The sequence below is a fragment of the Nocardioides sp. 616 genome (assembly GCF_002930065.1).
GTDB classification, from domain to species: domain Bacteria; phylum Actinomycetota; class Actinomycetes; order Propionibacteriales; family Nocardioidaceae; genus Nocardioides; species Nocardioides houyundeii.
Window position 1 is genome coordinate 302,500 of record NZ_POAG01000019.1, and the last position, 22,303, is coordinate 324,802.

Here is a 22,303-nt window from a genome sequence, read left to right on the forward strand (position 1 = left end):
CCCAGACGCAAGAGAGGCGTAGAGCCGTGGCAGCAGCCCAGAACTACCTGGCGATCATCAAGGTCGTGGGCATCGGTGGTGGTGGCGTGAACGCCGTCAACCGGATGATCGAGGTCGGACTCAAGGGTGTCGAGTTCATCGCGATCAACACCGACGCCCAGGCGTTGCTCATGAGCGATGCCGACGTCAAGCTCGACATCGGTCGAGAGCTCACCCGCGGCCTCGGTGCCGGCGCCAACCCCGACGTGGGTGCCAAGGCCGCCGAGGACCACGCGGACGAGATCGAAGAGGTCATCAAGGGCGCCGACATGGTGTTCGTGACCGCCGGCGAGGGTGGCGGCACCGGCACCGGCGGTGCCCCGGTCGTGGCCCGCATCGCGCGCTCGCTCGGTGCCCTGACCATCGGTGTGGTGACCCGCCCGTTCGCGTTCGAGGGACGCCGCCGGGCCAACTCCGCCGAGGAGGGCATCGCGCAGCTGCGCGAGGAGGTGGACACCCTCATCGTCATCCCCAACGACCGACTGCTGTCGATCAGCGACCGCAGCGTCTCGATCCTGGACGCGTTCAAGCAGGCCGACCAGGTCCTGCTGCAGGGTGTCTCCGGCATCACCGACCTGATCACCACCCCCGGCCTGATCAACCTCGACTTCGCCGACGTCAAGTCGGTGATGGCCAACGCCGGCTCGGCCCTGATGGGCATCGGGTCCGCCCGCGGCGAGGACCGTGCGGTTGCCGCGGCCGAGATGGCAGTCTCCAGCCCCCTTCTGGAGGCCTCCATCGAAGGCGCCCACGGCGTGCTCCTCTCGATCGCCGGAGGTTCCGACCTCGGCCTGTTCGAGATCAACGAGGCGGCCGCCCTGGTCTCGGAGGCGGCCCACGCCGAGGCCAACATCATCTTCGGCGCCACGATCGACGACGCCCTCGGCGACGAGGTGCGGGTCACCGTGATCGCGGCCGGGTTCGACGGCGGCATGCCCAAGCGGCGCGAGAACAGCTCGGGCTTCAACCGTCCCGCGACCCAGGCGCAGCAGCAGACCCAGCGTCCGCAGGCTCAGCGTCCGGCCACGGACCGTCCTCAGGTCGAGGCGCGCCCGCCGGTGCAGTCACCCGTGCTGGGCCACCAGCGCGAAGGCGACACCGGGCGTGGGGGCGATGGCTCCTACCAGCAGGGGGGACGACCCGCGCAGCAGGCCGCCCCGGCCGCGGAGCGTCCTCGGGTCCAGCGCAAGGTCGAGTTCGACGACGACGACCTGGACATCCCCGACTTCCTGAAGTGAGGACCGGGGAGGCGCGGATGTTCGTCCACACCGAGAGTGCCGCGGGAGCGGCCGGCGTGCAGGTGGCCTTCACCGACGCCACGGTCGACGTCGCGGAGCCCGCGCCGGGCCTCACCGGCACGGGCGGGCCGGGCTCGCTCCACCCCGCGCTGGCGGCCCTGGGTCGCCAGTGCGGCGCCGAGGTGGTGCGGATGCGGCAGGTGCACGGCTCGTCGGTGCACGTGGTGGGCCCCCCCGTGGCGGAGGCTGTGGCGGAGGGCGGGCCGGAGGGCGTGCCCGAGGCGGACGCCCTGGTGACCCGTCAGGCCGGTGTCGCCCTGATGGCCCGGGCGGCGGACTGCGTCCCGGTGCTCCTGGCCGATCCCGAGATCGGCGTCATCGGCGCCGTCCATGCCGGCCGCAAGGGCGTGGTCGAGGGCGTGGTGACCGCGGCGGTCGAGCAGGTACGGGCGCTGGGCGGTCAGGCTCTGCACGCCTGGGTGGGACCCCACGTGTGTGGTCGCTGCTACGAGGTGCCCGCGCCGATGCGTGACGCGGTCGCCGCCGTGGTGCCCGAGACCTGGTCCGAGACCTCGTGGGGCACCCCCTCCCTGGACCTGGGCGCCGGTGTGCTGGCTCAGCTCGAGCGCAGCGGCGTGCGCAGCCACACCTCGCTCGGGCTCTGCACGCTCGAGGACCCGCGGCTGTGGTCCTTCCGGCGCGACGGCGAGGCGGCGGGACGCATGGGCGCGCTGATCTGGATGCGGCCGTGAACAGGCGAGACGCGCTGGCGGCCAACCTGGAGACCGTCACCCGCCGCATCGACGACGCGCGGCGCGCTGCTGGGCGGACCGACCAGGTGACCCTGGTGGTGGTGACCAAGTTCTTCCCCGTCTCGGACGTGCGTCTCCTCGCCGACCTCGGTGTCGCCCACGTGGGGGAGAACCGGCACCAGGAGGCCGCGGACAAGGCCGCGCAGTGCGCCGAGCTGGACCTGACCTGGCACTTCATCGGTGGACTGCAGAGCAACAAGGCCGCGGCAGTCGCCGGCTATGCCGACGTGGTCGAGTCGGTGGACCGCCGCAAGCTGGTGGCCCCGCTGGGCCGGGGGGCTCTCGCCCGTGGGCAGGACGTGGACGTGCTGCTCCAGGTCAGCCTGGACCCGCCGGGGGCTACCTCCCGGTCCGGGGCGGCTCCCGAGGAGCTGGATCGGTTGGCCGCGGAGGTCGCCGGCACTCCCGGGCTGAGGCTGCGCGGGCTGATGGCGGTCGCGCCGTTGGGGGAGGAGCCGGACAGTGCGTTCACCCGGCTGGCCGAGGTTCGCACGGGGTTCCTGGCGGCGCACCCCACTGCGGGTGTGCTCTCCGCAGGCATGAGCGGGGACCTGGAGTCTGCGGTGAGGCACGGTGCGACACACGTGCGCATCGGGTCAGCGGTCCTCGGTCCGAGGCCTGTGATCAAGTAATGTCGAAATTCACGACGGCACTCACTGTGGGTGCCACGACGTACCGGAGGAAACTGTCATGAGCGGCGCGATGCGCAGGATCGGCGAGTACCTCGGCCTGCTCGAGGACACCGGTCGGTACGACGACTACAAGGCGGAGGAGGTCTCCGCCGAGACCGAGACCACCACCCACGGCCGGGTCGAGGACCGACCGGGCCGGGAGCGCCGACCCGCCCCGGTCGCCGACCTCTCCGAGCGCCGGCGGCCCACGCCGGTCCCCGTCGCACAGACAGTGAGCGAGTTGAGTCGAATCACCACTCTGCACCCCCGCACCTACAACGAGGCGCGCACCGTCGGCGAGCAGTTCCGGGAGGGCATCCCGGTGATCATGAACCTCTCCGAGATGGACGACTCCGACGCGAAGCGGCTCGTGGACTTTGCCGCGGGCCTGGTGTTCGCCACGCGCGGCACCATCGAGCGGGTCACCAACAAGGTCTTCCTGCTGTGCCCGCCCAACGTCACGGTGGCCGCCGAGGAGAAGGAGCGCCTCGTCGAAGGCGGTTTCTTCAACCAGAGCTGAGTCCTCATGATCGTGGTGGGCAACATCCTTTACGGGCTGATCTGGCTCTTCCTGGCTCTCATGTTCGTGCGATTCATCATCGACTGGGTTCAGGTGTTCGCGCGACAGTGGAGCCCCACCGGTGCCCTGCTCGTGGTGCTCGAGGGCGTCTACACGGCTACGGACCCGCCGATCAAGGCAGTGCGCAGGTTCGTGCCGCCCATCCGGCTGGGCTCGCTCGCCCTGGACCTGAGCTTCATGATCGTCTTCCTCGTCGCGTGGCTCCTGCTGCGCGTCGTGGGCATCGTGTTCTTCGGGTGACCCGACCTCGATCCTGCGGACCGGGCGCCCCGGATCCCCGCCGCAAACCCACCAGCCTCACGGGTCCCTGACCACGGATCATCCGGGGGCGCTATTGTTCCCACAGTTCACAACCACAAGTTTTGCCGACGAAGAGATTGGGTGAGGTCATGCCGCTGACGCCTGAGGACGTGAGCAACAAGCGCTTTACTCCTGTCCGTCTCCGTGAGGGATACGACATGGGGGAGGTCGACCAGTTCCTGGACGAGGTCGAGGCCGAGCTTGCCCGGTTGACCAAGGAGAACGACGACCTGCGGGCGAAGCTGTCCTCGGCGCAGACCGCTGGGGCCAGTGCCCCGACGCCGGCACCGTTCACGGCGCCTGCGGTCAAGGAGCCCGAGCCGGTCAAGCCGGAGCCCGTCGTGGCAGCGACCCCTGCCCCCGCGCCGGTGGTGGAGACCATCAAGGTCGAGACCGTGCCGGACGCCTCCAACGCTGCGGCTCGGCTGCTGGAGATCGCCACCCGCAACGCCGACGAGCTCGTCGACGGCGCGAAGAACGAGGCGGACAAGATCGTCGGCGAGGCCCGCACCAAGGCCGAGCGGCTCGAGGCAGAGTCGAAGTCCAAGGCGGACCGGGTCGAGGCCGACGCCCGCCAGCGCGCCCAGATGCTCGACTCCGAGACCGCCGAGCGACGTCAGCAGATGTTCGGCGACCTGGAGAAGGAGCGCGACAAGCTGAACGGAGAGGTCGAGACGCTGCGTTCGTTCGAGCGCGAGTACCGCTCCCGCCTCAAGACCTACTTCACCCAGCAGCTGGCGTCCCTGGAGGGAACAGCAAGCCTGGAGAACCCGGCACCCGGCGAGAACTCGCCCGCCCCCAAGCGGTTGCGTTCGATCCTGGGTGACGACGAGGGCTGACACCCCCCTTCGTTCGGCACTCGACGGCCGGTCCCCTCGGGGGCCGGCCGTCGTGCTGTCGGCAGAGGTACATCGCGCGCCGACGGAGGTTGAGTCCGGGTGTGCGACGGGCTAGCCTCCGGTGGCGAGCATGTGGCACCCGCCACAGCTTTTGTTGTCCTAGGGGGCGGATCGCCATGGTGCGCAGTGCTCGAAAGACTCCCGGAGACTCCGCCGCCGCAGCGGCCGAGAAGGTGGTCCCGGCGAAGAAGGCGGCGCCGGCACGCAACGGGGTCAAGAAGGCGGCGCCGGCACGCAACGGGGTCAAGAAGGCGGCGCCGGCTCGCAACGAGGTCGGCACGGCGAAGAGGGCCACCGCGGGCCGCAAGGCTCGGCCCATCACGTCGTCGGCGGCCTCCCTCGTCGTCAAGGACGGGGAGCAGCCCTGGACCCAGGGAGAGGTGGACGAGGTGCTGGTCGACCTGCACGAGCACCGAGACCGGCTCGTGGGCATCATGGAGGAACAGGAGCGCGACCTGTCCTTGCTCATGCGTGACCCCGGGGACGGCGCTGGGAACGACCAGGCGGACGTGGGAGCCACCAACTTCGAGCGGGACCACGAGCTGACCCTGATGAGTGGCGAGCGCGGGATGCTCGAGCAGATCGACCGGGCCCTCTCCCGCATCGGCGACGGCACCTACGGGGTGTGCGAGTCCTGCGCCCAGCCGATCGGCAAGATGAGGGTCATGGCATTCCCGCGTGCGACACTGTGCCTGTCATGCAAGCAGCGCGAGGAACGCCGCTGAAGAACAGCGGCCACACCCCCGGATCCACTCGACGTACCCACTTGGCCATCTTCGCGGCCGTCGCCCTCATCGGGTTGACGATCGACCAGGCCACCAAGGCGTGGGCTGTCGCCACCCTCCCCGACGGTGACCGCGAGCTGGTCGGCGACTGGCTCACCCTGCACCTGGTGTTCAATCCCGGTGCCGCGTTCAGCACCGGCACGGAGTTCACGATCGTGTTCACCGCCCTGGCGGCGGTGGCGGTGTGCGTGGTGCTCTACCTCAGCCGTCGGCTCGGCGACCCGCTGTGGGCGCTGGGACTGGGGTTCCTGCTGGCCGGGGTCGCCGGCAACCTGGCCGACCGGCTGTTCCGCGACCCGACGCCGCTGCGCGGCCACGTCGTGGACTTCCTGCGCCTGCCCAACTGGCCGGTCTTCAACTTCGCCGACATCTTCATCAACGTGGCGGCTGCGGTGATCATCGTGCAGTCCCTGAGGGGGATCGCGCTCGACGGCACCCGGGACTCCGCGCCGCGAGCCGAGCAGGGGGACCAGACGTGAACGGCCAGAGCGACCACCGGTCCGTGCAGATCCCGGACGGCTTCGACGGGGAGCGGGTCGACGCCGCCATGGCCCGGATGTTCGGGCTGTCGCGGACCCGCGCCGCCGAGCTCATCGCCCAGGGCCACGTGCACCTCGACGGCGCTGGGGTGAGCAAGAGCGAACGGGTGCATCCCGGCGCGACCCTGGACGTGACCATCCCCGTCCTGCGCGACCCGCTGGCGCTGGTCCCCGAGCTCGTGGAGGGCATCAAGATCATCCACGACGACGACGCCATCGTGGTGATCGACAAGCCCGTGGGCGTGGCTGTCCACCCCAGCCCCGGGTGGTCGGGACCTACCGTGGTCGGCCACCTCGCCGGCGCCGGCTTCCGGATCGCCACCTCGGGGGCATCTGAGCGCCAGGGCATCGTGCAGCGGCTGGACGTCGGCACCTCGGGGGTCATGGTGATCACCAAGTCCGAGCACGCCTACTCGGTGCTGAAGAACGCCTTCCGGCACCGCACCGTCGACAAGACCTACCACGCCCTGGTGCAGGGTCACCCGGACCCGCTGGAGGGGACCGTCGACGCGCCCATCGGACGGCACCCGAAGTTCGACTACAAGTTCGCGGTGATGGCCGACGGACGGCACAGCATCACCCACTACGAGACGCTCGAGGCCCATCGGTTCGCGAGCCTGCTCGAGGTCCACCTGGAGACCGGTCGCACGCACCAGATCAGGGTGCACATGGCTGCCCTCAAGCACCCGTGCGTCGGTGACATCACCTACGGCGCGGACCCGGTGCTGGCGCGGCGGGTCGGGCTGGAGAGGCAGTGGCTGCACGCGGTCAAGCTGGGCTTCGAGCACCCGGAGTCGGGGGAGTACGTCGAGTACGAGTCGACCTACCCCGCCGACCTCGAGCACGCGCTCGACGTGATCCGTGACGAGCGCTGAGCCGGACCCTCCGGCGGACGTCGTGGTCCGGCCCGGCGGCCCGGAGGACCTCGCAGAGGTCGCCGCGCTCTACGTGGCGGCGCGGTTCGCCGCGGTGCCGGCCGTCCCGGCCCCGGTGCGCCCCCCGGAGGAGATGGCGGCCTGGGTCCGCGGGTGGGACCTCGGGACCCATGACCTCTTCGTGGCCCACGCCGACGGTGAGCTGGTCGGGTTCGCGCTGGCGACCGCCACCTGGCTCGACCACCTCTACGTCGCCCCCGACCGCACCGGCCAGGGGATCGGCTCCCTGCTCCTGAGCCTGGTGCAGGCGATGCGCCCGGACGGGTTCGGACTCTGGGTCTTCGCCTCCAACAGGCCGGCGCAGCGCTTCTACGCCCGCCACGGGTTCGTCGAGGTCGAGCGCACGGACGGGTCGGACAACGAGGAGCGGGCACCCGACGTACATCTGGCATGGCCGGGCTGAGCGGGCATGCTGTTGCACGGGGAGCTGGCTGAGCGGTACCGCGACTTCGCGGCGTACACGCGCGGCGACTCGCCCTGCTTCGAGACGTGGGCGCTGGCGGTGGCCCGAGACCCGGAGATCCTGGACTGGCTCTCCGACCTGCCTGAGGGCAAGCAGCAGCCGAACCTGGTCTTCGCGGCGGCTCGCTGGCACGGCGCTGAGGCGCCGGCGCCGTACGCCGAGCTGCGCCGGGTGCTGCTGACGTACCAGACCGCGGTGAAGCAGACGATCCGGGACCGGGCCACCCAGACCAACGAGGTCGGCCGGCTCGCCACCCTGGTGCCGGTGCTCGCCGGGCTCGGGGAGCCGTTGGCCCTGGTGGAGGTGGGTGCCAGTGCCGGCCTGTGCCTGTTCCCGGACCGCTACGACTACGAGTGGCCCCCGTTCGGCGCTCTGCGCGGCAGCACCGGGCCGACGCTCAGCGCGGACGCGCGCGGACCGCTGCCGGTGCCGCGCCGGCATCCCCGGGTGGCCTGGCGGGGAGGGTGCGACCTCAACCCCCTGGACGTTGGCGATGCCGATGAGACGGCCTGGCTCGAGACGCTGGTGTGGCCCGAGCAGGAGGCGCGTCGGCGACGGCTGCGCTCGGCGATCCGCATCGCCTCTGACGACCCGCCGCGTCTGCTCGCCGGGGACCTGCTGGACCTCGTGCCCGATCTGGTCGCGGAGGCAGGGCGTCATGGCGTGCCGGTGGTCTTCCACAGCGCGGTGGCGGCCTACCTGGACGAAGACGACCGGGACCGGTTCGTGGCCCTGATGACTCAGCTGGTGGCCGGCGGGCGGTGTCGCTGGGTGAGCAACGAGGCGCCGGGGGTGCTGCCCTCGGTGACCGCCACCGGGCCTGCCGCGGGCCCGCCGACCGGCCGGTTCGTGCTCGGGCTCGACGGCCGTGCGCTGGCCTGGACGCACGGGCACGGGCACGCGATCGAGTGGCTCTGAGGCCGCCCTGGTGTCCTGTCCCTGGGCCCTGACACACTGACGTAGGCTGACGTCCTTCCCTCCAGAGACGCCTCAGCGCGTGCCCATCAGCGACCTTTCGGAAGGTGTGGAAGAGCCCCTCATGTCGGCCGGTTCCAGCGACAACTTCGTCCACCTGCACGTCCACACCGAGTACTCCATGCTCGACGGCGCGGCGCGGCTCCAGCAGATGGCCGAGCGGACGGCCGAGCTCGGCATGCCGGCGATCGCCATGACCGACCACGGCAACGTGTTCGGCGCCTACGAGTTCTACAAGAAGGCCAAGAAGGCCGGCATCAAGCCGATCATCGGCATCGAGGCCTACTTCACGCCCAACATCTCCCGGTTCGAGCGCAAGCGGGTCAACTTCTACAAGGGCGGCCCGGACGACGTCTCCAGCCGCGGCGCCTACACGCACATGACGCTGCTCTCGGAGTCCACCGAAGGCATGCACAACCTCTTCCGGCTCTCCACCGGGGCGTGGCGCGATGGCTTCTTCCAGCACCCCCGGATGGACCGCGAGCTGCTCTCGCAGCACGGCCGCGGCATCATCGGCACCACCGGCTGTCCCTCCGGCGAGGTCCAGGTGCACCTGCGCCACGACAACTACGACGCAGCGCGGCAGACCGCGGCGGACTTCCAGGACATCCTGGGTCGGGAGAACTACTTCCTGGAGCTGATGGACCACGGGCTCTCGATCGAGTCCCGGGTGCGCGAGGGGCTGCTGCGCCTGGCCAAGGACCTGCAGATCCCGCTGCTGGCCACCAACGACTCCCACTACGTCCGCCAGGAGGACGCCGCCTCCCAGGAGCACCTGCTCTGCATCAACTCCGGGTCCACGATGGACATCCCGGCCGGCGACGGGCCGGGTCAGCGCTTCGCCTTCTCCGGCGACGGCTACTACATCAAGAGCCCGGCGGAGATGCGGTCCCTGTGGGTCGACAAGTACGACCTCCGCGAGGCCTGCGACAACACTTTGCTCATCGCCGAGCGCTGCAACGTGGAGTTCACCGAGGGCAACGGCACCTTCATGCCGCGGTTCCCGTGCCCGCCCGGCGAGGACGAGACCTCCTGGATGATCAAGGAGGTCGAGCGTGGCCTGCAGGTGCGCTACCCGGCCGGCATCCCCGACAAGGTCCGCAAGCAGGCCGACTTCGAGGTCGGCGTCATCACCCAGATGGGCTTCCCCGGCTACTTCCTGGTCGTCGCGGACTTCATCAACTGGGCCAAGGACAACGGGATCCGGGTCGGTCCCGGGCGCGGCTCCGGTGCCGGGTCGATGGTCGCCTACGCGATGCGCATCACCGACCTGGACCCGCTCGAGCACGGGCTGATCTTCGAGCGCTTCCTGAACCCCGACCGGGTCTCGATGCCCGACTTCGACATCGACTTCGACGAGCGTCGGCGCGGTGAGGTGATCCGCTACGTCACCGAGAAGTACGGCGAGGACCGGGTCTCGATGATCGTCACCTACGGCACCATCAAGGCCAAGCAGGCGGTCAAGGACTCCTCGCGCATCCTCGGCTACCCCTTCTCCATGGGCGACCGGATCACCAAGGCGATGCCCGCTGCGGTGATGGGCAAGGACGTGCCGCTCAACGACGTCTTCGACCCCAACCACAAGAGGTACGGCGAGGGCGGGGAGTTCCGAGCGCTCTACGAGGCCGAGCCCGACGTCAAGCGCGTGGTCGACACCGCGATGGGCATCGAGGGACTCAAGCGCCAGTGGGGGGTCCACGCCGCCGGTGTCATCATGTCCAGCGAGCCGCTGATCGACGTCATCCCGCTGCTCAAGCGCCCCGCCGACGGGGTCATGATCACCCAGTTCGACTACCCCACCTGTGAGGCCCTCGGCCTCATCAAGATGGACTTCCTGGGGCTGCGCAACCTGACCGTGCTCGACGACGCGGTGAAGAACATCGCGGCCAACCGGGGCGAGACCGTCGTGCTCGAGGACCTCACCCTGGACGACCCCGTCACCTACTCCCTGCTCCAGCGCGGGGACACGCTCGGGGTCTTCCAGCTCGACGGCGGGCCGATGCGCGCCCTGCTGCGCTCGATGCGCCCCGACACCTTCGAGGACATCTCCGCGGTGGGTGCGCTCTACCGCCCCGGACCGATGGGCGCTGACTCGCACAACAAGTACGCCCGCCGCAAGACCGGCCGCGAGCCGGTGGAGGCGATCCACCCCGAGCTGGCCGACGCCCTCGAGGACGTCCTGGGGGAGACCTACGGGTTGATCGTCTACCAGGAGCAGGTGATGGCGATCGCCCAACAGCTCGCCGGCTACACCCTGGGCCAGGCCGACCTCCTGCGTCGGGCCATGGGCAAGAAGAAGAAGGAGGAGCTGGACAAGCAGTTCGCCACCTTCTCCGCCGGCATGACCGAGCGCGGCTACTCGATGGCGGCGATCAAGACCCTGTGGGACATCCTGCTGCCGTTCTCCGACTACGCGTTCAACAAGGCGCACTCCGCCGCCTACGGGCTCGTCTCCTACTGGACGGCGTACCTCAAGGCGAACTACCCGGCCGAGTACATGGCCGCGCTGCTGACGTCGGTGAAGGACGACAAGGACAAGATGGCGATCTACCTCAACGAGTGTCGCCGGATGAAGATCGCCGTCCTGCCCCCGGACGTCAACGAGTCCGCCGCCAACTTCACGCCGGTCGGCACCGACATCCGGTTCGGGCTCACCGCCGTGCGCAACGTGGGGTCCAACGTGGTCGACGGGGTGGTCGCCGCTCGCGAGGAGAAGGGCCGCTTCACCGACTTCAACGACTTCATGGACAAGGTCCCGCTGGTGGTGTGCAACAAGCGGGTGATCGAGTCCCTGGTCAAGGCGGGCGCCTTCGACGAGATGAAGCACTGCCGTCGGGCGCTGGTCACCATCCACGAGACCGCCGTGGACCAGTACGTCGACATCAAGAAGAACGAGGCCATCGGCCAGGACTCGCTGTTCGGCGGTCTCGACGACGGCGAGGAGGGTGGCTTCGGCATCGCCGTGGCGGTGCCCGAGATCGACGAGTGGGACAAGATGACGCTGCTGGGCCACGAGCGCGAGATGCTCGGCCTCTACGTCTCCGACCACCCGCTGCTGGGCCTGGAGCACGTGCTCTCCTCGGGCACCGACTGCACCATCGGACAGCTGATGCTCGACGAGGATCGGCAGCACGGCAGCATGCTGACCGTCAGCGGGCTGATCACCTCGGTCAACCGCAAGATCACCAAGCGCGGCGACGCCTGGGCCACCATCACCCTGGAGGACCTCGACGGGGCCATCGAGGTGCTGCTCTTCCCCAGCGCCTACCAGCTCGCCGCGCCGTACCTCTCCCAGGACGCCATCGTCCGGGTCAAGGGCTCGCTCTCGCGGGACAAGGACCAGCCCGAGATTCGGGGCCAGGAGATCACCGTCCCGGACCTCTCCGACGGCCCGTCCGGCCCGGTGGTGATCAGCCTGCCGTCCACCCGTTGCACCGCGCCGGTGGTCGACCAGCTCCGCGACGTGCTCTCCACCCACCCCGGGATGACCGAGGTGCAGCTGCGACTGCTCACCCGCAGCTCCACGACGGTGATGAAGCTCGACGACCGGCTCCGGGTCACCGCGAGCGCCGCGCTGTTCGCCGACCTCAAGCAGCTCCTGGGCCCCGGGTGCCTGAGCGGGTGAGCGGGACCGAGCGGGCATCGGGGTGGGCGGTGGCGCGCCGGCTGGTGCTGATGCTGCTCGCCGCCTTGACCTGGGGGGCGCTACTGGGCTGTGTGTGGGAGGCGGTGTGGGTACCGCCGGCCGGCGCAGCCTTCGAGGGCACCTGGTACCTCGCGCCCGGGGGTCTGGGACAGGACGTCGCAGGGACGGCGTGGTTCGCCGTCATCGGGCTGGCGGGAGGCCTTGGCTACGGGGTCGTCTCAGCCGCACTGAGCAAGGACCGCGAGGTTCTCACCCTGGTCGCCGTGGTGGTGGGTGCCGTGCTGGCCAGCTGGGTGATGTTCCACGTCGGCCACGCCCTGGGACCCGCGGACCCCCAGGCGCTCGCCGCCGATGCCGGCGACTACGAGGCGATCCCCTCGGACCTGGGGCTGGCAGGCGCAGGGGACCGGCCCTGGCCCTTCTGGTTCGACTCCAGCGCGTTCAACGCGTTCCCCGCCGGGGCCTTGCTCGGGCTGATGGGGGTCTTCCTCGGGGGACCGCGCAGGACGCGGGAGCGGCCCCGGACCGAGTCCGGTTCCTAGTTGGGCGACCAGCGGGTCCGAGCCACCTCGGTGGCCGGCAGCGAGGGGATGACGTTCATGGCGCGCAGCTCCTGGCGCAGCAGGTCGATCACCAGAATCAGCCGCTCGGAGGTGTCCTCGGCCTCCAGCAGGGACTGACGCTCGGCCATCGGCAGCGGTGCGAGCGCGGCCAGGGTCCACGACAGGAACAGCGGATCCCGGGGGAGGCGGCCCGAGAAGGGGTCGGACCGGACTGCGGCCACGGCCGCCCGGTACGCGGTGAACGTGGCGCGTGCCCGGTCGACCAGCTCAGCGGGGACGCGATCGCTGCGGTCCGCGAGGTCGGTCACCCGCGCGACCGGGAAGTCCCCGCTCGTGCGCAGCTCCTCGACCCTGATCCGGCTGCGTCCCACGGCCACGATGTCGAAGCCCCCGTCCGGCCGGGCCTCGGCCTCGGTCAGCTGGAGCAGACAGCCCACGCGATAGAGCGACTGGGAACCGTGGTCCCCGACCTCGTACCCCTCGCGGATGGCCACCGAGCCGAAGAGTCGCTGGGCGGGGTCCTCGATGCGCAGCAGGTGGTGCACCAATGCCCGGTAGCGGTCCTCGAAGACGTTCAGTGGCACCGAGACACCAGGGAAGAGCACCATGCTCAGTGGGAACATCGGCAGGGTCTCCGGCGGCGTGGCACTCACCCCTCCAACGTAGATGTCCATCCCTCATCCGGTCCCGGGGCACGCAGGACGCCCGCCTACAATTGCGCCATGATCCGTCGCATCGACCTCCGGGACGCCGCCGCGTCCGTCGACTACCGCGCCGCCGTGCCGCGCGCCGCGTTCGACGTCGAGTCCGCGACCCATCTGGTGCGGCCCATCTGCGACGCGGTCCGCGACCGCGGCGTGGAGGCCATCACCGAGTTCTCCGAGCGGTTCGACGGGGTCAGCCAGAGCGACATCGTGGTGCCCCCGGCCGCGCTCACCGACGCGCTGGAACGGCTCGACCCGGCCGTGCGTGCCGCGCTGGAGGAATCGGTGCGCCGGCTGCGCATCACCTGCCAGGCCGAGCTCGAGCAGGACGTCACCACCGTGGTGGCGCCGGGCGCGACCGTCACCCACCGGCTCGTCCCGGTCGACCGGGTCGGGCTCTACGTCCCGGGCGGCCTGGCGCCCCTGGTCTCCAGCGTGCTGATGAACGTGGTGCCCGCCCAGGTCGCCGGAGTGGGATCGATCGCCCTGACCAGCCCTCCGCAGAAGGACAACGGCGGCCTGCCCGCCGCCACGATCCTGGCTGCCTGCGCGCTGCTCGGCGTCGACGAGGTCTACGCCGTGGGCGGGGCCCAGGGGATCGCGATGCTGGCGCACGGTGCGGGTCCCTGCCGCCGGGTCGACCTGGTGACCGGGCCGGGGAACATCTACACGGTCGCCGCCAAGCGACTGCTCAAGGGCGTCGTGGGCATCGACTCCGAGGCCGGTCCCACCGAGATCGCGGTGCTGGCCGACGACACCGCGAACGCCCGCTACGTCGCTGCCGACCTGATCTCCCAGGCCGAGCACGACCCGCTGGCCGCCTCGGTGCTGGTCACCGACTCGGTGCGCCTCGCCGACGAGGTCGTGATCGAGCTGGACAAGCAGGTCGGCCAGACGCGCCACGCCGAGCGCGTCCGCACCGCCCTGGAGGGCGAGCAGTCGGGCGTCGTGCTGGTCAAGGACCTCGAGCAGGGTCTGGCGGTGGTCAACGCCTACGCCGCCGAGCACCTGGAGATCCACACCGCCGACGCCGCTCGGGTTGCGGGCCGGGTCCGCAACGCCGGCGCGGTCTTCGTCGGCCCCTACGCACCGGTCTCGCTCGGCGACTACGCCGCCGGCTCCAACCACGTGCTGCCCACCGCCGGGTGCGCCTGCCACTCCTCGGGGCTCTCGGTGCGCTCCTTCCTGCGGGCCGTGCACGTCGTGGACTACTCCCGTGAGGCGCTGGAGCAGGTCGCCCAGCACGTGGTGACCCTGGCCGAGGCCGAGGACCTGCCCGGCCACGGAGCCGCGGTCCAGGTGCGGCTGTCGTGACGTTCCCCCCGCTGCGCGAGGACCTGCGCGGCATCGAGCCCTACGGCGCGCCCCAGCTCGACGTGCCCGTCCAGCTCAATGTCAACGAGAACCCGTATGCCCCGTCCGCGACCGTGGTGGCCGACATCTCGGCCTCCGTCGCGGCTGCGGCGAGCACGTTGAACCGCTATCCGGACCGGGAGTTCACCGAGCTGCGCGAGCGGCTGGCCGACTACCTCAACACCTCGGGCGGCAGCGGTATCGCCGCCACCGGGGTCTGGGCCGCCAACGGGTCCAACGAGGTGATGCTCCAGCTCCTGCAGGCCTTCGGCGGGCCGGGTCGCTGCGCGCTGAGCTTCGCCCCGACGTACGCGATGTATCCGGAGTATGCCCGCGACACCGTCACCGGCTGGGTGGAGGGACGGCGGGAGACCGACTTCGAACTCGACCTGGACGCGGCCCGCGAGCTGGTGCTCGAGCACCGCCCCAGCGTGGTCCTGCTGCCTTCGCCCAACAACCCCACGGGCACGGCACTGCCGCCCGAGGCGATCTCGGTGCTGTGCGAGGCCGCCGGGGACGGTCTGGTCGTGGTCGACGAGGCCTACGGGGAGTTCCGGCGGGCCGGGACGCCCAGCGCGCTGGAGCTGCTCGCGCAGTACCGCAACCTGGTCGTCACCCGGACCATGAGCAAGGCGTTCGCGCTGGCCGGCGCCCGGCTGGGCTACCTGGCCGCGGACCCGGCCATCTGTGACGCGCTGCGCGTCGTGCGCCTGCCCTACCACCTCTCCGCGGTGACCCAGGCGACTGCGCTGGCCGCCCTGCGACACGCGCCCGAGCTGCTGGCCCAGGTGGACGCGCTACGCGCCGAGCGCGACGCCTGCGTGACCTGGCTGGCCGAGCAGGGCCTGCGGGTGGCCACGAGCGACGCCAACTTCGTGCTCTTCGGTGGACTCGTCGACCGGCACGCGGTCTGGCAGGGTCTACTGGACCGCGGCGTCCTGATCCGCGAGACCGGTCCCCAGGGCTGGCTGCGCGTCTCGGTCGGGACGCCCGAGGAGATGGCCGCCTTCAGGGAGGCCCTGGTGGACGTGATGAAGACCCAAACGATGGAGGAGCAACGATGAGCACCGAGCAGTCCGTGGCCGGAGGCAGGCGGATCGCCGTCGTCGACCGCGAGACCCGGGAGACGCAGATCCACCTCGAGCTCGACCTCGACGGCAGCGGCCAGGCCCAGATCTCCACCGGGGTCGGGTTCTACGACCACATGCTCACCGCGTTCGCCAGGCACTCCCTGGTCGACCTCGTCGTGCACGTCGTCGGCGACACCCACATCGACTCCCACCACACCGTGGAGGACACCGCGATCGCGCTGGGCACGGCGATCCGTCAGGCCCTGGGCGACAAGGTGGGCATCAGGCGCTTCGGCGACGCCACCGTGCCCCTGGACGAGGCGCTGGTCCAGGCCGTCGTCGACGTCTCCGGGCGCCCCTACTGCGTGCACACCGGTGAGCCCGCGGGCCAGGAGTTCGTCTCCATCGGCGGCACCACGGCGCCGTACGTCGGCTCCCTGACGCGGCACGTCTTCGAGTCGATCGCCCACCACGCCAACATGGCCATCCACGTGCGGGTGCTGGGCGGACGCGACCCGCACCACATCGTGGAGACCCAGTTCAAGGCGTTCGCCCGCGCCCTGCGGGACGCGATCGCCATTGACCCGCGCGAGACGGGCGTGCCCTCCACCAAGGGGTCGCTGTGACGACTACCGACGCCACCGCCGACCGCCCCGCCCGGGAGGTCGTGGTCCTGGACTACGGCTCGGGCAACGTCCGCTCCGTGGTGCGCGCGCTGGAGCGGGCCGGCGCGTCGGTGACCCTGACGTCCGACCGCCAGGCCGCACAGGACGCGGACGGTCTCGTGGTGCCCGGCGTGGGTGCCTTCGCCTCGTGCATGGCCGGCCTGCGGGAGGTCCGGGGACACGAGATCATCGGCCGGCGGCTCGCCGGCGGACGCCCGGTGCTGGGTATCTGCGTGGGCATGCAGATCCTGTTCTCGCGCGGCGTCGAGCACGGCGTGGAGTCCCAGGGCTGCGACGAGTGGCCCGGGGTCGTGGAGCGTCTCCAGGCGCCGGTGGTGCCGCACATGGGCTGGAACACCGTCGAGGCGCCCGAGGAGTCGACGCTGTTCGCCGGCCTCGCCGAGGAGCGCTTCTACTTCGTGCACTCCTACGGGGTGCGGGACTGGACCCTGGTCACCAACGACCGCACCCGCGCGCCCCTGGTCACGTGGGCCGAGCACGGCGGGGACCGCTTCGTGGCGGCCGTCGAGAACGGCCCGCTGACCGCCACCCAGTTCCACCCCGAGAAGTCGGGGGACGCCGGGGCCGCGCTGCTGCGCAACTGGATGCAGTCCTTGTGAGCTGGCTGGAGCGGCGCCGGGGCGGCAAACGCCGACGCAGCACCTACCTCCGCTCCATCCGGGTCCGTGCGATCCCGCCCCTGGCCGCGCACGATGCGACCGCGCCGAACCCCTCCATCCCGAACCCCAGCACCCCCAGGAGAGTCCCCGCCATGTCCCAGTACCTCGAGCTCCTTCCCGCCGTCGACATCGCCGGGGGCCAGGCCGTCCAGCTGGTCCAGGGCGTCGCGGGATCGGAGAAGCGGTTCGGGGACCCGGTCGAGGCTGCCCTGCGCTGGCAGGAGGCAGGGGCGGAGTGGCTCCACCTGGTCGACCTGGACGCAGCGTTCGGCCGAGGACACAACCGGGAGCTGCAGGCCAGGATCGTGGACACCCTCGACATCAAGGTCGAGATGAGCGGCGGCATCCGCGACGACGAGTCGCTGGCGGCCGCGATGGCGACCGGCTGCCGCCGGGTCAACATCGGCACCGCCGCCCTGGAGCAGCCAGAGTGGTGCGCGCGCGCCATCGCGACATACGGCGACCGCGTCGCCGTGGGCCTCGACGTCCGCGGCCGGACGCTGGCCGCGCGGGGCTGGACCCGCGACGGGGGAGACCTGTTCGAGGTGCTGAGCCGGCTGGACTCCGAGGGCTGCGCCCGCTACGTGGTCACCGACGTCAACAAGGACGGCATGCTCCAGGGGCCGAACCTCGAGCTCCTGGAGTCGGTGTGCGCCGCGACCGACCGCCCGGTCGTCGCCTCCGGTGGCATCACCGAGCTGGCCGACCTGGCAGCGCTGCAGAAGCTGGTCGGCATCGGCGTCGAGGGGGCCATCATCGGCACCGCGCTCTACGAGGGGCGGTTCACCCTCGAGGAGGCCCTCGCCCTGACCCTGCCCGCCGGCGGGGCGTCGTGAGCCTCGCGGTACGGGTCATCCCGTGCCTGGACGTGGACGCGGGGCGCGTGGTCAAGGGCATCAACTTCTCCGACCTGCGCGACGCCGGCGACCCCGTGGAGCTGGCCCGGATCTATGACGCCGAGGGTGCGGACGAGCTCACCTTCCTCGACATCTCGGCCTCCCACGAGGGGCGGGCCACGACGATGGAGATCGTCTCCCGGACCGCCGAGCAGGTCTTCATCCCGCTCACCGTCGGTGGCGGAGTCTCCTCGGTCGCCGACGTCGACCGGCTGCTGCGAGCCGGAGCGGACAAGGTCGCCACCAACACCGCCGCCATCCAGCGTCCCGAGCTGATCGCCGAGGTGGCCGATCGGTTCGGCAGCCAGGTGCTGGTGCTGTCGGTCGACGCCCGCCGGGCGCCGGGCACCGACTCGGGCTTCGAGGTGACCACGCACGGGGGCCGGCGCTCCGCGGGTCTGGACGCGGTGGCCTGGGCCGCCCGCGCCGCCGAACTCGGAGCCGGAGAGATCCTGCTGAACGCGATGGACGCCGACGGGACCCAGGACGGCTTCGACACCGACCTGATCCGCGCGGTACGCCGGGAGGTCACCATCCCGGTGATCGCCTCGGGCGGTGCCGGGCGCGCCGAGCACTTCCCTCCGGCCGTGGAGGCCGGCGCGGACGCCGTGCTCGCGGCCACCGTGTTCCACTTCGGCACCCTGCGGATCCGCGACGTGAAGCAGTCCCTGGCCGCCGCCGGTCATCCGGTGCGCTGAGGGGGCCTCCTCCCCGCGGTCAAGCAGGGAATAGGCCGGGCGTCTGGCCGGTTCGCCACTGGATCGGCACTTTCGACACGGGACTAAGGGGCACACGCGTGGTGGACGAGCGGGGCACGTTGCGGAGCTCGACCACCCGAGAGGGCTTCGCCGTGCTCGGGGTCGCGATCCGGCGGGAGCCGGTCATCTTCGTCCTCTCCACCCTGGGCAGCGTGCTCTTCGCGGTCCTGACCGTGGCGGATGCCTGGGTGCTGGGCTGGGCCACCGAGAACGTCGTCATCCCCGCCTTCGCCGACGGAGAGATCGCAGCCGGGCTGCTCTGGGCCGTGCTGGGGCTGTTCCTCGGCGTCGCCGTGCTCCGAGCGGTAGGCATCGTGGCTCGGCGCCTCGGGGCGGGCCTCATGCAGTACCGGATGCAGTCGCACACCCGGCGCGCCGTGACGCGTCAGTACCTCGCGCTGCCCATGGAGTGGCACCAGCGCCACCCGACGGGTCAGCTGCTCTCCAACGCCTACTCCGACGTCGAGGCCGCTTGGGGTCCCATCGCGCCGCTGCCGATGGCGCTGGGGACCGTGGTGATGATGGTGATCGCCGTGGTGCAGATGCTCGTGGCGGACGTGGTGCTGGCCGCCGTGGGCCTGCTCGTCTTCCCGGCCGTGGTGGTTGCCAACCTGGCCTACCAGCGCCTGTCCTCGCCGTTGATGACCCGGGCCCAGGGCCTGCGTGCGGAGGTCAGCGAGATCGCCCACGAGTCCTTCGACGGCGCCATGGTGGTCAAGACCCTGGGCCGCGAGCCCGAGGAGACCGCCCGCTTCAGCGTGAAGGCACACGAGCTGCGCGACGTGACGATCCGCGCCGGCCGGATCCGGGCCGTCTTCGATCCCACCCTCGCCTCGCTGCCCAACCTGGGCGTGCTCGTGGTGCTCGCGGTCGGGGTCGCACGGGTCACCTCCGGTGCGGCGAGTGCCGGCGACGTCGTCACGGTCGCCTACCTGCTCACCATCGTGTCCTTCCCGATCCGGGCCATCGGGTGGCTGCTCGGCGAGTTCCCGCGCAGCGTCGTGGGCTTCCGGCGCATCCGGTCGGTGCTGGGCGCCACCGGCGCCGTCGCGTACGGCGAGGCGTCGCTGCCCCCCTCGACGGTCGGGGCACGCCTGGAGCTGGAGTCCGTGGGCTACTCCTACGACCCGGCGACCCCGCTGCTGCGCGAGGTGAGCTTCGCGGTGGACCCGGGACAGACCATCGCCCTGGTCGGCGCGACAGCGTCCGGCAAGAGCACCCTCACCAGCCTGATGACCCGCCTGGTCGACCCCGACCACGGGCGGATCCTGCTGGACGGGGTCGACCTGCGCGAGCTGCGTCGCGGCGGAGGCTCGCGGGCGGTCGCGCTCGTCCCCCAGACGGCCTTCCTCTTCGACGACACCGTCCGCGGCAACGTCACCCTCGGCGCCCAGATCGATGACGAGCAGGTGTGGGCGGCACTGCGGACCGCCCAGGCCGACGGCTTCGTCGCCGCGCTGCCCCAGGGGCTCGACACCCAGCTCGGTGAGCGGGGCACGTCGCTGTCCGGTGGGCAGCGGCAGCGGCTCTCGCTGGCGCGGGCCCTGGCGCGGCGACCTCGGCTGCTGATCCTCGACGACGCCACGTCGGCGGTGGACCCCGAGGTGGAGGCCAGGATCCTCAGCTCGCTGCGCGAGGGCTCCGGCGACACCACGCTGGTGGTGGTGGCCTACCGCAAGGCGACCATCTCCCTGGCCGACGAGGTGGTCTACCTCGCCGACGGGAAGGTGGCCGATCGAGGCAGCCACGCCGAGCTGCTGGCCCGCAGACCCGCCTACGCCAGGCTGGTCAACGCCTACGAGCAGGCCGCACACGAGGAGTCGGAGGCCGGGCTCGCCCAGGTGCTCGGCGAGACCGCGGGAGAACGCGCATGAGCACCGTCCACGACCCTGCTGCCACGACCCGGATGGACGGTGGCGACGAGATCGGCGCCATGGACACGCTCCGTCGCGGGTTCGCGATCTCGCCGGAGCTCAAGGAGGGCCTCGGCCTCACCGTGTTCTTCGCCGTGGTCGCCTCTCTGGGGCAGGTGATCGTGCCCGTGGCGGTCCAGCAGACGCTGGACCGCGGGCTCAACGGCCCCGACGGCACCGACGTCGGCTTCGTGGTCTGGACCGGGCTGGCCTGCGCCCTGGCCCTGGTGATCTCCTCCGTCGCCTCGTACCTGATGACCAGTCGGCTCTTCGGTGCCGCGGAGCGCGGCCTGGCCACCCTGCGGATCAAGGCGTTCCGGCACGTCCACGACCTGCCGCTGCTGACCCAGAACACCGAGCGTCGCGGTTCGCTCGTCTCGCGGGTGACCTCCGACGTCGACCAGGTGAGCCAGTTCCTGGTGTTCGGCGGGATCCTGCTGGTGGTCAGCGTGGGACAGATCCTGGTGGCCACCGTGATCATGGCGTTCTACAGCTGGCAGCTGGCCATCGTGGTGTGGGTCTGCTTCGCCCCGCTGCTGATCTCGATCCGCTACTTCCAGCGCAAGCTCTCCGAGGCGTACGGCATCGTCCGGCGCCATGTCGGCACCCTGCTCTCGGCCATCTCCGAGCCCGTGGTCGGCGCCGCGGTGGTCCGCTCCTACGGCATCGAGGAGCGCACCCAGGGCCGGATCGACCACGCGATCAACGACTTCCAGGCCGCCAGCGTGCGAGCCCAGAAGTTCACGGTCGTGTCGTTCTCTTTGGGAGGGATCTCCGCGGGTCTGGCCAACGCGGGGGTGCTGATCATCGGGGTGCTGCTCGGCTTCACCGGTGACATGACCGCAGGCCGGGTGCTCGCGTTCGCCTTCCTCGTCACGCTCTTCGTGGGCCCGGTCCAGATGGGCACCCAGATCCTCACCGACGCCCAGAACGCCATCGCCAGCTGGCGCCGGGTGATCGGGATCGTCGAGACCCCGGCCGACCTGGTGGACCCCGGCGCCGGGGGTCAGGTGCTGCCTCGCGGCCCGATCGACGTGCGCTTCGATGACGTCACGTTCGCCTATCCCGGGGGGCCTCCGGTGCTCCGTTCGGTCTCGTTGGACATCGCGGCCGGGACCAGGATCGCCATCGTGGGGGAGACCGGATCGGGCAAGTCCACCTTCGCCAAGCTGCTGACCCGTCTGATGGACCCGACGAGCGGGGCGGTGCTGCTGGACGGCGTCGACGTGCGCGAGGTCTCCCAGGAGCACCTGCGGCGCAGCGTGGTGCTGGTGCCGCAGGAGGGGTTCCTGTTCAACGACACCATCGCCGCGAACGTCCGGTACGGGCGCCTGGACGCGACGACGGAGGAGATCCTGGCCTCGGCCGAGGAGCTCGGACTGGCGGACTGGCTCGCGGGGCTTCCGGCAGGGTTGTCGACCCAGGTGGGACAGCGCGGGGAGGCGCTGTCCGCCGGGGAGCGCCAGCTGGTGGCGCTGCTGCGCGCCCACCTCGCCGACCCCGACCTGCTGGTGCTGGACGAGGCCACGAGCGCGGTCGACCCCCAGCTGGAGATGAGGATCGGGCGAGCCCTGGAGCGCCTGATGTCGGGCCGGACCTCGGTCACCATCGCCCACCGGCTCTCCACCGCCGAGCAGGCCGACGAGGTCGTGGTGGTGGACGCAGGTCGGGTCGTGCAGCGCGGGCCGCACGCCGTGCTGGCCCGCCAGGCGGACTCGGTCTACGCCGGGCTCTACGCGTCCTGGACCGCGCAGCAGGGCCGATGATCACGGTCCTGCTCCCGCCCTCGCCTTGGCCTCGCCCACCGGCGATACTGGCA

The 22,303-nt window shown here is 71.0% G+C and carries 22 protein-coding genes; 21 read left to right on the forward strand and 1 reads right to left on the reverse strand.

Annotated features, from left to right (window positions below; genetic code table 11):
- Positions 1-26 precede the first annotated feature (26 nt).
- The 13 genes from ftsZ (at position 27) to C5H89_RS12745 (ending at position 12,424) form a co-directional block, all read left to right on the forward strand.
- Complete coding sequence (gene ftsZ / locus C5H89_RS12685) at positions 27-1,277, forward strand: cell division protein FtsZ (protein WP_104107356.1); 1,251 nt, start codon at positions 27-29, stop codon at positions 1,275-1,277.
- Positions 1,278-1,294: 17 nt separating this feature from the next.
- The gene (locus tag C5H89_RS12690; protein WP_104107357.1) at positions 1,295-2,029 is read left to right on the forward strand and encodes a polyphenol oxidase family protein; all 735 of its coding nucleotides are present in this window, start codon (positions 1,295-1,297) and stop codon (positions 2,027-2,029) included.
- Positions 2,026-2,721: a YggS family pyridoxal phosphate-dependent enzyme gene (locus C5H89_RS12695; RefSeq protein WP_104107358.1), complete on the forward strand. Its 696-nt coding sequence runs from the start codon at positions 2,026-2,028 to the stop codon at positions 2,719-2,721. Before C5H89_RS12690 ends, C5H89_RS12695 begins: the two co-directional genes overlap by 4 nt.
- Positions 2,722-2,779: 58 nt before the next feature.
- On the forward strand, positions 2,780-3,280 hold the full coding sequence (sepF, locus tag C5H89_RS12700) for a cell division protein SepF (RefSeq protein WP_101524175.1): 501 nt from the start codon (positions 2,780-2,782) through the stop codon (positions 3,278-3,280).
- 6 nt (positions 3,281-3,286) lie between these two features.
- A complete protein-coding gene (locus C5H89_RS12705) occupies positions 3,287-3,580 on the forward strand; it encodes a YggT family protein (RefSeq protein ID WP_104107359.1) in 294 nt (97 codons plus the stop codon).
- A 149-nt stretch (positions 3,581-3,729) separates the two neighbouring features.
- The gene (locus C5H89_RS19515) at positions 3,730-4,479 is read left to right on the forward strand and encodes a DivIVA domain-containing protein (RefSeq protein ID WP_104107360.1); all 750 of its coding nucleotides are present in this window, start codon (positions 3,730-3,732) and stop codon (positions 4,477-4,479) included.
- A 179-nt stretch (positions 4,480-4,658) separates the two neighbouring features.
- On the forward strand, positions 4,659-5,264 hold the full coding sequence (locus C5H89_RS12715; RefSeq protein ID WP_240181844.1) for a TraR/DksA C4-type zinc finger protein: 606 nt from the start codon (positions 4,659-4,661) through the stop codon (positions 5,262-5,264).
- Positions 5,237-5,803, forward strand: a complete 567-nt coding sequence (gene lspA / locus C5H89_RS12720; protein WP_104107361.1) for a signal peptidase II — start codon at positions 5,237-5,239, stop codon at positions 5,801-5,803. The genes C5H89_RS12715 and lspA overlap by 28 nt, the downstream gene beginning before the upstream one ends.
- Positions 5,800-6,738 (forward strand): RluA family pseudouridine synthase, encoded by a 939-nt coding sequence (locus tag C5H89_RS12725; RefSeq protein ID WP_101524182.1) that lies wholly within the window; start codon positions 5,800-5,802, stop codon positions 6,736-6,738. Before lspA ends, C5H89_RS12725 begins: the two co-directional genes overlap by 4 nt.
- Positions 6,725-7,201, forward strand: coding sequence for a GNAT family N-acetyltransferase (locus tag C5H89_RS12730; RefSeq protein WP_104107362.1), 477 nt, complete (start codon positions 6,725-6,727; stop codon positions 7,199-7,201). Before C5H89_RS12725 ends, C5H89_RS12730 begins: the two co-directional genes overlap by 14 nt.
- 6 nt (positions 7,202-7,207) lie before the next feature.
- On the forward strand, positions 7,208-8,179 hold the full coding sequence (locus C5H89_RS12735) for a DUF2332 domain-containing protein (protein WP_104107363.1): 972 nt from the start codon (positions 7,208-7,210) through the stop codon (positions 8,177-8,179).
- 121 nt (positions 8,180-8,300) lie between these two features.
- Complete coding sequence (dnaE, locus tag C5H89_RS12740) at positions 8,301-11,861, forward strand: DNA polymerase III subunit alpha (RefSeq protein WP_104107364.1); 3,561 nt, start codon at positions 8,301-8,303, stop codon at positions 11,859-11,861.
- Positions 11,858-12,424, forward strand: coding sequence for a hypothetical protein (locus C5H89_RS12745; RefSeq protein WP_162799357.1), 567 nt, complete (start codon positions 11,858-11,860; stop codon positions 12,422-12,424). The genes dnaE and C5H89_RS12745 overlap by 4 nt, the downstream gene beginning before the upstream one ends.
- On the opposite strand, the gene C5H89_RS12750 is transcribed toward C5H89_RS12745, so the two are convergent.
- Entirely contained in the window at positions 12,421-13,098 is a 678-nt protein-coding gene (locus C5H89_RS12750) for an LON peptidase substrate-binding domain-containing protein (protein WP_240181845.1), read from the reverse strand. The genes C5H89_RS12745 and C5H89_RS12750 overlap by 4 nt on opposite strands.
- 69 nt (positions 13,099-13,167) lie before the next feature.
- On the opposite strand from C5H89_RS12750, the gene hisD reads away from it, so the two are divergent.
- The 8 genes from hisD to C5H89_RS12790 all read left to right on the forward strand — a co-directional run bounded on the left by hisD (position 13,168) and on the right by C5H89_RS12790 (position 22,250).
- Positions 13,168-14,463 (forward strand): histidinol dehydrogenase, encoded by a 1,296-nt coding sequence (hisD, locus tag C5H89_RS12755; protein ID WP_104107367.1) that lies wholly within the window; start codon positions 13,168-13,170, stop codon positions 14,461-14,463.
- Positions 14,460-15,566 (forward strand): histidinol-phosphate transaminase, encoded by a 1,107-nt coding sequence (locus tag C5H89_RS12760; RefSeq protein WP_104107368.1) that lies wholly within the window; start codon positions 14,460-14,462, stop codon positions 15,564-15,566. Before hisD ends, C5H89_RS12760 begins: the two co-directional genes overlap by 4 nt.
- Entirely contained in the window at positions 15,563-16,198 is a 636-nt protein-coding gene (gene hisB / locus C5H89_RS12765) for an imidazoleglycerol-phosphate dehydratase HisB (RefSeq protein ID WP_104107369.1), read from the forward strand. The genes C5H89_RS12760 and hisB overlap by 4 nt, the downstream gene beginning before the upstream one ends.
- The gene (gene hisH / locus C5H89_RS12770) at positions 16,195-16,857 is read left to right on the forward strand and encodes an imidazole glycerol phosphate synthase subunit HisH (RefSeq protein ID WP_104107370.1); all 663 of its coding nucleotides are present in this window, start codon (positions 16,195-16,197) and stop codon (positions 16,855-16,857) included. Before hisB ends, hisH begins: the two co-directional genes overlap by 4 nt.
- Positions 16,858-17,009: 152 nt before the next feature.
- On the forward strand, positions 17,010-17,753 hold the full coding sequence (priA, locus tag C5H89_RS12775; protein WP_104107371.1) for a bifunctional 1-(5-phosphoribosyl)-5-((5-phosphoribosylamino)methylideneamino)imidazole-4-carboxamide isomerase/phosphoribosylanthranilate isomerase PriA: 744 nt from the start codon (positions 17,010-17,012) through the stop codon (positions 17,751-17,753).
- Positions 17,750-18,511 (forward strand): imidazole glycerol phosphate synthase subunit HisF, encoded by a 762-nt coding sequence (gene hisF / locus C5H89_RS12780; RefSeq protein ID WP_104107372.1) that lies wholly within the window; start codon positions 17,750-17,752, stop codon positions 18,509-18,511. The genes priA and hisF overlap by 4 nt, the downstream gene beginning before the upstream one ends.
- Positions 18,512-18,609: 98 nt before the next feature.
- A complete protein-coding gene (locus C5H89_RS12785) occupies positions 18,610-20,445 on the forward strand; it encodes an ABC transporter ATP-binding protein (protein WP_104107373.1) in 1,836 nt (611 codons plus the stop codon).
- On the forward strand, positions 20,442-22,250 hold the full coding sequence (locus tag C5H89_RS12790; RefSeq protein ID WP_104107374.1) for an ABC transporter ATP-binding protein: 1,809 nt from the start codon (positions 20,442-20,444) through the stop codon (positions 22,248-22,250). The genes C5H89_RS12785 and C5H89_RS12790 overlap by 4 nt, the downstream gene beginning before the upstream one ends.
- The last annotated feature ends 53 nt before the right edge of the window (positions 22,251-22,303 follow it).

Excerpts from the sequence above, each read along its gene's own strand:
- C5H89_RS12690 (WP_104107357.1), top strand. The coding sequence starts at position 1,295 with ATGTTCGTCCACACCGAGAGTGCCGCGGGAGCGGCCGGCGTGCAGGTG.
- sepF (WP_101524175.1), top strand. The coding sequence starts at position 2,780 with ATGAGCGGCGCGATGCGCAGGATCGGCGAGTACCTCGGCCTGCTCGAG.
- C5H89_RS12705 (WP_104107359.1), top strand. The coding sequence starts at position 3,287 with ATGATCGTGGTGGGCAACATCCTTTACGGGCTGATCTGGCTCTTCCTG.
- C5H89_RS19515 (WP_104107360.1), top strand. The coding sequence starts at position 3,730 with ATGCCGCTGACGCCTGAGGACGTGAGCAACAAGCGCTTTACTCCTGTC.
- lspA (WP_104107361.1), top strand. The coding sequence starts at position 5,237 with ATGCAAGCAGCGCGAGGAACGCCGCTGAAGAACAGCGGCCACACCCCC.
- C5H89_RS12735 (WP_104107363.1), top strand. The coding sequence starts at position 7,208 with ATGCTGTTGCACGGGGAGCTGGCTGAGCGGTACCGCGACTTCGCGGCG.
- dnaE (WP_104107364.1), top strand. The coding sequence starts at position 8,301 with ATGTCGGCCGGTTCCAGCGACAACTTCGTCCACCTGCACGTCCACACC.
- hisD (WP_104107367.1), top strand. The coding sequence starts at position 13,168 with ATGATCCGTCGCATCGACCTCCGGGACGCCGCCGCGTCCGTCGACTAC.
- hisB (WP_104107369.1), top strand. The coding sequence starts at position 15,563 with ATGAGCACCGAGCAGTCCGTGGCCGGAGGCAGGCGGATCGCCGTCGTC.
- priA (WP_104107371.1), top strand. The coding sequence starts at position 17,010 with ATGTCCCAGTACCTCGAGCTCCTTCCCGCCGTCGACATCGCCGGGGGC.
- C5H89_RS12790 (WP_104107374.1), top strand. The coding sequence starts at position 20,442 with ATGAGCACCGTCCACGACCCTGCTGCCACGACCCGGATGGACGGTGGC.